This window comes from Chryseobacterium sp. FW101-FHT12H09 (assembly GCF_058790395.1).
The window spans coordinates 491,744-504,712 of the sequence record NZ_JBYTCP010000004.1; the positions used below are offsets into that span (position 1 = coordinate 491,744).

Sequence of the window (12,969 nt, forward strand, 5' to 3'; positions counted from 1 at the left end):
TCTTTTGGGTTAGCAGTATCTAACAAATATAAAGCATCCGCATTTCTAATAATGAGAAATTATACTAACAGTACCTTATTTTATACAAACCCTACTAGAAGATTATTTAGTATAAAAAATATGTCTTCTTGTATAATAAAGAAAAATAACCGCCCGATTATAATTTCTTTTGTAATACGATGAATTTATTAAATAGACTTCAGCAATATACGACTCACATCATGGATGAACCCCATTTGTCAGGGATACAGCAAGAGGAAAAAATGATCCAGGTTTTTGATCTTTGTCATTTTATTCATATATACAATCAATCATTGCAAATAATCGATTATGAGCATAAAATTAACGTCATTGAAGAAAATGGTATACGAAAAGGAATCTACTTCTGTGATCTCCTTTATAACATACAATACTCTATTGACAAATGGATGTATCAAATAAGTAATTTACAGAATTTAAAAAATCAGTTAAAGATCGAAGAACTGTGGTTTGTGATTGTTGTAGAAAGCTTCTTTTCAAAAGATTTGATTGGTAGTGAGAAATTTGTGAAAAAAAATAACGTTGATAGGATATATAACAAAATATTCTATTTCAATTTTTCTCAATCAACAATTAAAATCTTAAAATAGGCTATATTAGAGATAATAACAGAGAATAAAGAACGAATAATGAAAAACGACTTAAACCTCATAAGAATTCATTATTTATTCAATTACATTTAAACTTTAAGCAATAAAAAAAAATTCCTAAAATATAGAATGACATCGTTCTATTTATTCATTTTCTTAACACATACAAGTACACTTGGTATTCATTTATTTTTATAAACTGAATTAGTTGTTTTTCCTGGAATAATTCCATTTAAATTCAACATGTAATACCTATGTCATACATTCATTAAAGGATTATGTAATACAAATTCTTATTATTGCCGCACATAATCATAAATCAATATTAATTCAAACGCCGAGAACTAAGTAATTTATTTTAATTACTTAGTTAAAGCACTCATTTAATATCTTCAGTAATTAATTCATTAATTAATGTAAAATATCAAAATATTCCCTAGTTTTACACACCACAATTCGCAAAATAACTAGTACAAAATGAAAATTTTCACATTATTCATCGCTATTTTCATATTTAATCATCAAGATATAACACCTAAATATATAGATTCAGAATTTCAAAATATAGAAAATTTAGCTAGAAAAGGTAACTACAATCAGTTTATGTCCAGAAATATGTCGGTATTGAAAAGCTCTAAACGGATCAATTATTCTAAAGGCATTGCACTGAGCTATTTGAATCTTTCTTATGGATATTCATACTCCAGAAACTACAAAAAAAGCTTCCAATATTTACAACTTGCTAAAAATGCAGAATATGCTAAAGATAATTTTGATTTTCAAGTCAACTTTAAAAGATTTCTGGGCTTTAACTACTCTAATATAGGACTTTATCGGGAAGCTATTAATGAGCTTAAAGAGGTAATAGTTTTAGCTGATGATATGTCAGCTGATACTCTCAGGGTATATACTAAATCTTCAGCATACTGTGATATAGCAGCTATTTATAAGAACCAAAAGCAATTAGATTCTTGTAAACTATATTTAGGAAAAGGACTTAATATTCTAAAAGATCAAAAAAAATTAACTCCCAGACTTCAGGCAATTTTATTATGGTATTCTATGGGTTTGATCGAAGTAAATATCACTGAAAAAAAAATAGATTCAGCAACTATACTGCTCCAGGCGATAGAAATTCCATCAAAAAAAATTCTTGGAAACAATAATTTTAGGCTATACAAAGTAAAAGGCTTAGTCAATTGCTATAAAAAAGAATATGATTTTGCCATTATAAATTATCAAAAGGCAATTGAACTGGTTAAAAACACCCATAATATAGTACAATTACAATGGCTATATCATGCTATGTCTGAAATTTACAAGCAGAAAGGGGATAATAATTCTGCTCAAAAATATTCTAAAATGTCGGCTGCTATAAATGAGAAATTAATACGGACAAAGCAACCGGAAATTGAAAAAATAGTACAAGAATTAATTATACAAAAAGAAAGTAAAATAGAGACCACAAACCAACTTTTACTAGGCAGTTTGATTTTATGTACTTTCTGTTTGCTTATTTTTATGTTTTTCATGATAAGAAAGAGAGATAAAAAGAAAAAAAAATTTAATCTAAAAGATGAAGAAACTACATTATTAAATGAAAAACTTCCCATTGCTTATGAAGAGATCATACAAATGGCGAAAAATAATAATTCAGAATTTCTAACCAGGTTTCAAGAAGTATACCCTGATTTCTTTTCAAGCCTTTTAAATATTGATCCCATGCTTCTTCACAGTGAGTTAAAGTTTTGTGCTTTGCTATTTCTCGATTTTTCTACCAAAGACATAGCGACATATACTTTCGTAAAGCCTCAATCCATACAAACACGAAAAAACAGATTGAGAAAGAAACTCAACATTACTTCTGATCAAGATATTTACAATTGGATGAAGAACATTAATAATGCTATTTAATAATTCATTAATCTATGCTAAAAATTCTATTCTTTTTATTTTCAACTTTTATATTTGCCCAGGAAAAGATCACTTCTCAATATATTGATTCGAAACTTAAAAGGCTAAGTACTTTAGGACTAAATGGAAAACATGATCAATATATAAGAGAAAATATGTTGGTCTTGAAAGAAGCAAAAAAAATCAGCTATTCTAAAGGAATTACGTTGATTTATTTAAATCTATCCAATACTTTTATTTTTGAAGCGAATTATAAAAAAAGTCTGAAGTATCTGAATTTGGCAAAAACAGAGAACTATGCTAAAAACGATCTCTGTACTCAGATGAAAATAAAACAACTTACCAGTTATAATTATATTGCTATAGGCCTTTATAAAGATGCCATAATTGAACTTAAAGAAATAGCTGTATTATCAGATAAAATACCTGTTGATTCAATAAAAATATATACTAAAGCATCGGCATTCATTGATACTGGTGTCGTGTATAGAGGTAAAAAACAATTTGACTCTGCTACTTTCTATCTCGAAAGAGCAATTGCTCTATTACAGAAGAAAAAAAATCAAAGATTACAAACAATATCAGCTTGGGCTCATTTAACATTGATAGAAGTTAAAATTGACGAAAATAAAATTGATTCGGCAGATATATATTTTAAATTATTGAAAGTACAAAAAAGAATTTTAGTAGGTAGCTGTAATGTCAAATTATATCAGGTTAAAGGCAAAATTTATGACAGAAAGAAAAAATATTCATTAGCCATTAACAACTATCAAAAGGCGTTAGAATTGGCTAAGGAAACTAAGAATATACATGTCATGTCAGATCTTTATCAATTAATTTCTCAGGCCTATTTAAAAATTAATAATAAAGAGTTATACAAAACATTTCTCCAGAAATATAATTCTACCAATAATAGTTTAAATACGAGCTCTCAAGACTCAACGGAAAGCATTGTAAAAGAGTTGGTTATCAAAAAAGAGGAGAAATTGAAGTCCAAAACCAGATCCTTAATTTATATTATATATATAATCGCTATATTGGTTATAGCTTTTTTTATATACATTTTTACAAAGATCCGTAAAGAGCGAAAGATTTTAAATAAAAAAAATCAAGAAACTAAATTATTAAACAAAAAGCTAAATACTGATTTTGAAGAAATAGTAAGATTAGCTAAAAACAATGATTCGGAATTTTTAAACCGCTTTCAAGAGGTATATCCTGATTTATTTCCAGGACTTTTAGAAATAGAACCTAATATGCTCATCAACGAATTACGATTTTGTGCTTTATTATTCCTTAACTTTTCAACTAAAGATATTGCTCAATATACGCTTGTACAACCACAATCCATACAAATAAGAAAGCATAGATTAAGAAAAAAATTGGGGATCCCATCAAACGTTGATATCTACATCTGGATGAAGAATGTCAATCAAAATAATAAAACAGCCGATTCACCTATTCAACATAAACTTTACAGTTACAGTAAATACAATTGTATAATAAAAAAATTAAGCACCTTAATTAAAAGATAAAGTATGAGTAAAAATAGGAATCAACAGAACCTTAGAACCTCACTACATTCAACATTAATTAATAATCACAAGGAAAAACATTTCCTACGGAGACATAACATCCCGATTTTGGTATTTCATTTTAAGTTTTCTTTATTATTGGTATCACAATAAATATTCAAAAAAGAGAAAATAATAGCAATAAATATCAGATTTCCTAAACCAAAAAATAGATCTGTTACAACGAGAATATAATGGAGTTGATTTGTATAAATGATATTCTTTTCAGAATCTATAATTGCAGATTACCAATTTTTAATACTTCATATCTGGAAAATAGTATACAAAATGCATGTTAAAATTGAAAAATATAGATTTTATATCTGCTTTAATTTTATTAAAATAATAATATTGCATCATCTCCCAGATTTACAAATAACTTTAAACAACTGATTTACAACAACTTAAATACATGTTATATCTATGTAATATCCTCAAATTACAGCGTATAATGGTTTGGATTGTATACTTGTGAAATCAATGGTCATTGTAAAGTGAATTGTGAAAAACATAACTTTTACTCTAACTGTTGAATTTTAATAAACAAACCAAACAAAAGATTTTATTTATGAAAAACAAATTAATTTTTGCGTTTTTTATTCCACTTTTAGTAAGTGGTATTTCTCTACAAGCTCAAAGATATGTTGAGCAAAAGATCAATAGTGATGATGGCAGATCATCATTCATTAAGTTCAATTCAGGAACAGCCGCTAAAGACCTGGCCTTATCAGACAACAAAAAGTTTTTCTCAGAGCTTTTAAACCTCCCTGCAGGATCTGAAATGGTTAAAACGGAATCTGCAAAACTGTTCAGTGATTTTTCGGACGAAAAATACCAGCTTTATCACAATGGGATTAAAGTTGAATTTGCCAAGTACATATTGCATTATATAAAAGGCAATCTGGTAAGCATGAACGGTGAAATGTATGATACTGACAATGTGAATACCCAACCCGATGTTTCAGAATCTGTGGCACTTCAAAAAGCCATAAAACATCTGGGTGCAAAAACTTTAATGACAGGAACTGAGCATGGAAAAGAAATTGGGTATCAGCCAAAAGGAGAACTTGTTTTAATCCCTGTTGAGGCTTCTAATGGAAAGTATAGACTTTTATTATCATATAAGTTTGATATTTTTTCAGCTGAACCATTTTTAAGATCTCATGTTTATGTAGATGCAAAATCCGGAGCAATAATACTTAATGATCCCATCATGAAACATGCGGGAGAAAATGCCCATGGAAAAGAATTGAGTAGCATCCCAATTATTGGAGTAGAAAATCAGGCAAAACAGGATTTTGCATCAATTTTTGTTGCAGGAACAGCCCAAACAAAATACAGTGGATCAAAGTCTATTGAAACCACTCTTTTGAATAATAAATATGTATTAAAAGATAACACAAGAGGTGGTGGAGTAAATACTTATAATAACAATAATGCGAATTATACCAACCTTGTAAAAAACAATATCACGGATACAGATAATAACTGGACCACTGCAGAACATTCTTCTACCGGTAATGATGTGGCACTGGATGTACACTGGGGAGTAGAAAAAACGTATGATTATTTCAAAACAGCTTTCAATAGAAATAGTTATGATAATCAGGGTGCTGTACTTGACAGTTATGTTCATGTATTAAATTCTTGGGAAAATGCAGCTTGGACAGGAAGCGAAATGGTATATGGTGATGGCGCAAGTACATTCAAACCACTTGGTGCATTTGATGTTACAGCTCACGAATTAGGACATGCAGTATGTCAAACAACTGCCAATTTAGTATACCAAAGAGAATCAGGAGCTATAAACGAGGGACTTTCTGACATCTGGGGTTCCGTGGTTGAAAATACATATGCACCGGATAAACAGAACTTTTTAATTGGAGAAGATATTACCAAAGTATCTCCTAGTTATTTAAGATCACTTAGTAATCCAAACTCAGGATTATCAAAACAACCGGACACTTATAAAGGAACCTATTGGAAAGATGCAAGTAACAATTGTATTCCTAACCCCAACACCAATGATAATTGTGGTGTTCATTACAATAGTGGTGTCCTGAACTATTGGTTTTATCTTTTGGTAATGGGTAGTACAGGTACCAATGATATTGGAAATAGCTTTAATGTTACGGGAATAGGATTTGAAAAAGCTGCGAAAATTGTGTATAGATTGGAGACTTCTTATCTCACATCCAACTCCACTTATAATAATGCTTTAACCTATGGAATCCAAGCCGTTAAAGATCTTTTTGGTGCTGATTCGGCAGAACATATAGCGACTCAAAATGCATTTTATGCAGTAGGTCTAGGACAGGCATATACTGGAGGTGGAAACCCGACAACAGATACTCAGGCTCCTACTGCACCTCAGTTGACAGCGTCTTCTACTACACAGAATTCCACTGCATTATCATGGAGCGGATCTACGGATAATGTTGCCGTAACGGGATATGATGTTTATAGAGGAACAAGTCTTTTAGGTTCTACTACTACAGCGACAACATATTCGGTAACAGGACTTTCGCCTTCTACAGCATATAGCTTTACGGTAAAAGCAAAAGATGCTGCAGGGAATGTTTCTCCAGCTAGCAATACAGTAAATGTAACTACCCAATCAGGTGGAACGACAACAACTTACTGTTCTTCTTCTGCAAACTCTACTTCAGATGAACGCATTGCTAATGTTAAATTTGCGAATATCAACCAAGCTTCAACAGGAACAACGGGATATGAAAACTTTACTTCTTCTATAGGAAATGTTGCAAAAGGAAATACCTATTCCATTACTATAACTCCATATTGGTCATTTTATAAGTTTAGTGAAGCTTATGCTGTTTATATTGATTATAACGGTGACGGCGACTTTACTGATGTTGGGGAATTAGCATGGTCTAAAACAGGCAGCACAACATCTCCTGTTTCAGGAAATATAACAATTCCAACAACAGCTATTACAGGTGATACAAGAATGAGAGTTATTATGAGATACAATTCATTGCCAACTTCATCATGTGGAACATTTGATTACGGTCAGGTTGAAGATTATACATTAAGAATAGCTTCATCTGCTGGTATCAGCTCATTGGTTTCTGAATCTTTAGCAGATAATAATACCATCAGTATTTATCCAAATCCGGTAAAAGAAATAATTAAAATTAAATCTGCTTCCGGTTCGGAGTTCAAATATCAGCTTATTGATGCTCTTGGAAAAGTGGTATTATCAGGAGAAACAAGATCTCAATCCATTAATGTAGAATCATTGCTTTCAGGAGTTTATATTCTATCATTAGATAATGGTAAAGAAAAAACCACACAAAAAATTATTAAAAATTAATCACTGATTTTTAAAAAATCCTGTAGGATTAAACAGGTAAAATGATGTAAACAGTTGTGAGATTAATTTCACAGCTGTTTTTTTTAAACTTATAGGTAATGACTGTTCAGTAAACTCTTTGCATTTATTTTTGCCTTTTTTACATGAAAACATTTAATAAAGAGAATTAATCTTTATCAAACCCTGTTTTAAATTCCAAAGATTGCAAATTAATACTTCCGATAAAGTTTGTAGGACAAATAAATATTTTAACTTCTATCTATTAAAAAAAACAGACCTTTGAAATTTCTTTTATTCTTTATTAATCATTATAAAAAGTACATTTTGAGTTCTTACATATCGTTTAATTTGGGTAAATCTAATTTCTCTTTATTTATTAATGCAATCGATTACATAAAAAATTATATATTTCAGAAAAAATTAGAAATCAGTTACGCCGACAGTGCAGGATAATTTCTAATTGCAATTATTTTAGATTGCGATAAAAGAAAAGAAAACTATAGAATAGCATTCCTCTTTAAAACTAAACAATCTTATAATATTATGAAAAAGTATGCTTTATTCCTTTTTGCACTGTTATTATCAATCCAGATCCCGGCTCAATATAAAGCCTGGACTTCAGCACAGGAGCCACTAAAAGAAATTCAGGCATTAAAAAAACAAATTATAAAACCCAACTTCAGAAAAAAAGATTATCTCATTACTGATTTTGGTGCCATTGGAGATGGAAAAACAAAAAATACTGAAGCATTTAGAAAAACTATTGAAAGATGCAATTCTGAAGGAGGAGGAAGAGTTGTAGTTCCAGAAGGAATTTTTTTGACGGGTGCCATTTATTTAAAAAGTAATGTGAATCTTCATGTAAGTGAGGGTGCCACAATTTTGTTCAGTCAGGACAGTAATGATTATCCTATTGTATTCACAAGATGGGAAGGAATGGAATGTATGAATTATTCATCACTGATATACGCTTACGAGGAAGAAAATATCGCCATTACAGGAAAAGGAACATTAGATGGAAATGCAGATGAAGATCATTGGTGGTTTTGGTGTGGTGCAAGAAAATACGGTTGGAATGAGTCACGTCCCGGAAAGCAAACACCTGCACGTACAAAGCTCCATCAATATATGGCTGAAAAAAAAGATCCTAGAGAAAGAGTGTTTGGAGATGGATATTACTTAAGACCTAATCTCGTTCAGCCTTACAAAAGTAAAAATTTCTGGATGGCAGATGTTCATGTAAAAAATTCCCCGATGTGGAACCTCAATCCGGTACTTTGTGAAAACGTTCTGATCGAAAGAGTAAGAATAATAAGTCATGGTCCCAATAATGACGGTTTCGATCCGGAGGCATGTAAAAATGTTTGGATTAAAGATTCCTATTTCGATACCGGAGATGATTGTATTGCCATAAAATCCGGAAGAGATGAAGATGGAAGAGATATCGGAAAACCTGCAGAAAATCATATCATTGAAAATTGCGAAATGAAAGACGGACATGGTGGCGTTGTGATCGGAAGTGAAATTGCAGGTGGTGCCAAAAACATCTATGCAGTAGGAAATGTAATGGACAGTAAAAATCTTGAAAGAGCACTTCGTATTAAAACCAGTTCGAGCCGTGGTGGAATTATTGAAAATGTATTTTTTTACAACACAAAAGTTGGCTCTTATAAAGAAGCAGCCGTCCGTTTCAATATGCATTATGAAAAACCCGGCAATTTTATTCCGACGATTCGAAATATAAGGGTAGAAAACTTAGAGGTGAAAGGAGGGGGAAAATATGCTGTCCTTTCTGATGCTTATGAAACTTCTCCTGTAACGGATTTCACCATGATCAATGCTAAAATCAATGGTGTTGAAATTCCTTATAAAGTTGATTTCTTAAAAAATGTGACTTTAAAAAATGTCATTGTGAATGGCCAACCTGTAACCAATTTTAAATAAGATGCGAAAAAGATCAATTCTGGCCTGCTTTATCGTCTTATCTGCTTTTTCACTTTCTTTTTCCCAATCAAAACACTGGCAGAAAAGTGAGCGGAAACTGCATTATAAAGAAGACAACGGTGATTTTTTATTGGTCAATGGAAAATACAGATTCAATCGTGCACTTTATGGAAACCACCTGGCTTCCCGCGTAGAAGCTGGTGACTTGCCGGAATTTGCCTTGTATTTCCCCGGAATGGGTGGCAATCTTCAGTTTGTTATTCAGAAAGGAAGTTCCATTAAAAAATTAATTCAGGCAGAAAAAATTGAAACCCGCTACCGCCCCGGAACAATGCTTTATACCATCAAAGATCCGCTTTTTGGGAATGGAGGTTTAAAATTAACTGTTTTAGCTCAATCAAAGCAGGAAGGTTTGATTTTAAAAATGGAAATGGATCATATAGATACTGATACCAAGATCTATGCTGTTTATGGGGGAGCAAGCGGAAAAGCCTTCAGTAGAAATGGTGATATTGGTGCTGATCCGGAATCAGGATTCTATTTACTTCCTGAATACTGTATCGATAATAAATTTCAAATTAATAAAAACCAATTCCAGCTCTCTTACTTTAACAAAAAAAAGGAAACTCAAGTTGTTAATGGAAGTTTTTCTAATACCAACTTATTACAATTAGCTGATGCTAAAACACTGCAAAATCTTTCTGATCTTACTCAAAATATGGTTGAACGATCTCCTGTAATTTACACAACCTATTCAGCACAAAAAAAACCTGTTTACATTCAGATTACAAAAGGAGAATCAATTTCTGAAACGACCACAGAAGAACATTTTACAGCTATTTTTGATGAAGCTGAACAAGCCCGATCCGCATTGGCCAATCGGATTCAGTTAAAAACACCGGATTTGGATTTGAATAGCTTTGGAGCTACCCTTGCTATAGCTGCGGATGGCATTTGGGAAAGCCCTACATTTCTCCACGGAGCAATAGCCTGGAGAATGAGGTTAAATGCATGGCGCGGTGCTTATGCAGCAGACGTTCTCAGCTGGCACGACCGGGCAAAAGAGCATTTTGAAAGTTATGCAAACTCTCAGGTTTTGGTTCCTGAAAAAGCACCTGTTAAGATGGATACCCTTTTACATTTGGCTCGACATGCAGAAAATATGGGAACTTCAGTATTTTCAAGTGGATATATTTCAAGGAATCCCAATGACAATTCCAAACCCCATCATTATGATATGAATCTCGTTTTCTTTGACCAGATATTTTCTCATTTTAACTATATAGGTGATGTTGAGTTTTTAAAGAAAATGTGGCCGACAATGGTCCGCCATATGGATTGGGAAAAACGAAATTTTAAACGAAATAACCTTTACGATGCCTATGCAGCGATTTGGGCAAGTGATGCCTTACAATATTCTGGTGGTGGTGTCACTCATACTTCTGCCTATAATTATAGAGCCAACCGTGAAATGGCGAAATTAGCGAAAATAGTAGGTGCAGATCCAACGCCTTATGAAAAAGAAGCTGATATAATTCTGAATGCAATGAAAGATCAACTCTGGATAAAAAAGAATGGTTATTTTGCTGAATTTAAAGATGCTTTGGGTAACAAAATCCTTCATGATAAACCGGGAGTCTGGTCAATTTATCACGTTTCAGATGCTTTTATTTTAAACGAATTTGAAGATTATCAGAATACTCAATACATCAAAAATTATATACCACACATTCCGGTAACAGTGAAAGGTGAAGCTTCCAAAAACTATTATACTTTAGCAACCACAAACTGGCAACCATACACCTGGTCTATCAACAATGTCGCCTTGGCAGAAAATCTGCAGACCGCATTAGCTTACTGGCAATCCGGAAGAAACGAAGATGCATTCCAACTTTGGAAAGGTAATTTGATGGAAAGTATGTATTATGGAATCAGCCCTGGAAATTTTGAACAGTTATCCAATTATGATGCCTTTCGTGGTGAATTGTACCGGGATTTTGCAGATCCGATCGGAGTTGCGGCAAGAACTTTAACAGAAGGCCTGTTTGGTGTCTATCCAAAATTGTTGGAAAATAAAATTAACATAAAACCGGGATTTCCAAAAGACTGGAATTTTGCAGAATTGAAACTTCCGGATTGGGAATTTAAATTTAGCAGAAATTCTAAAAAAACGAATTATTGGTTTAAATCAAACTTTGCCAATGTGGTTTCACTCGATTTGTTAATTCCGATAAATCATACCCAAATAAAATCTGTAAAAGTAAATGGTAAAAAAATACATTGGAGCATACAACCGAATTCTATTTCACAACCTGTTGTAAAGCTGGAGACAGCAAAAGGAAAAGATTTTGCCATTGAAATTACCTACTCAGGAGAAGAATTAAAAAATGAGAAGACTGATTATATAAATTATATTTCTGAAAGTCTTCAACTTAATGTAGATTCTAAAAAGAAGATTCAGCAGATTTACGATCCACAGGAATTAATAAAATTCAGAAACGGAAATCAATTTGACTTAGTAAAAGAAGAACGGAAAGGAACTTTTTTCGTTCAACTCGAGCAAAATGGAACAAAATGGTGGCAACCTGTAAATGTTGACATTCAATATCCTTTAGAAATTAATTGGAGAATGAAAGGTCTGCAAATTCAATCACAATCATCAATTCAGATTAGTGGAAAATTGAAAATTAATGATTTTTCCGATACTTTTTCTATTAAAAAAGATGAGATGAAATTCATTGAAATTCCGACAAATGCTTTAAGTAAAGGAACTAATTCTGTTGAACTCGAATACAATGGAATCAAACAAAATTTAGAAATAACAGATTGGGAGATTGAAAATAAAGGAGAGTTTAATCCCATTTCACTGCAGTCACAATATAATGATCGGGTGACCCACATTTTTAACCAAAAATACCTTTCACCCCGACCAACAGTTCCTACTCTTCAGCTTCCATGGCAGGGAATTGGAAACTGGTGCTATCCATTGTCTACCACTCAAATTGATGATACCGGATTGATTGCCATTCGGAAAAATGAAAAGCTTACGTTTTTAGGAATTCCTTTTTTAATCAATAACGAAGAAAAAAATATTGTTTTTACGAGTCAATGGGATAATTATCCAAAATCCGTTGAAATACCACTGAAAGGAAAGGGTAAAAAGATCTATTTTCTTTTGTCAGGTTCTACTAATCCAATGCAGTCGCAGATTGTAAATGGAATGATTACAATTAATTATTCCGATGGTTCGTACACCAATTTGGAGCTAAAAAACCCCGTCAACTGGTGGCCGATTGAGCAGGATCTGTTTGATGATAATTTTGCTTTTGAAATCCCGGATGATAAAATCCCCTACCGGGTACAGTTAAAAACCGGCCTATTGTATAAAGGTGGAAGTTTAACGAAATATTCAGAAATAAAAGGACTTACCAATCGGGCAGTCGAAGGTGGTGCAGCCACCATTCTTGATCTGCCAATTGACCCCAAAAAGGAATTGAAATCAATTAAATTAACAGCAGTGAGCAATGATGTTGTAATCGGAATGATGAGTGCTACTGTCCTTAAATAA

General features: G+C 32.2%; 6 protein-coding genes. All 6 read left to right on the forward strand.

Annotated elements, in window-relative coordinates:
* Positions 1-179 precede the first annotated feature (179 nt).
* The gene (locus tag AC3WRL_RS17905) at positions 180-629 is read left to right on the forward strand and encodes a hypothetical protein (protein WP_492330888.1); all 450 of its coding nucleotides are present in this window, start codon (positions 180-182) and stop codon (positions 627-629) included.
* Between the two features lie 477 nt (positions 630-1,106).
* Positions 1,107-2,543, forward strand: coding sequence for a helix-turn-helix transcriptional regulator (locus tag AC3WRL_RS17910; RefSeq protein WP_492330889.1), 1,437 nt, complete (start codon positions 1,107-1,109; stop codon positions 2,541-2,543).
* A 164-nt stretch (positions 2,544-2,707) separates the two neighbouring features.
* A complete protein-coding gene (locus AC3WRL_RS17915; RefSeq protein ID WP_492330890.1) occupies positions 2,708-4,081 on the forward strand; it encodes a tetratricopeptide repeat protein in 1,374 nt (457 codons plus the stop codon).
* 607 nt (positions 4,082-4,688) lie between these two features.
* The gene (locus tag AC3WRL_RS17920; RefSeq protein WP_492330891.1) at positions 4,689-7,457 is read left to right on the forward strand and encodes a M4 family metallopeptidase; all 2,769 of its coding nucleotides are present in this window, start codon (positions 4,689-4,691) and stop codon (positions 7,455-7,457) included.
* 543 nt (positions 7,458-8,000) lie between these two features.
* Entirely contained in the window at positions 8,001-9,401 is a 1,401-nt protein-coding gene (locus AC3WRL_RS17925; protein WP_492330892.1) for a glycoside hydrolase family 28 protein, read from the forward strand.
* 1 nt (position 9,402) lies between these two features.
* On the forward strand, positions 9,403-12,969 hold the full coding sequence (locus AC3WRL_RS17930; RefSeq protein WP_492330893.1) for a DUF4450 domain-containing protein: 3,567 nt from the start codon (positions 9,403-9,405) through the stop codon (positions 12,967-12,969).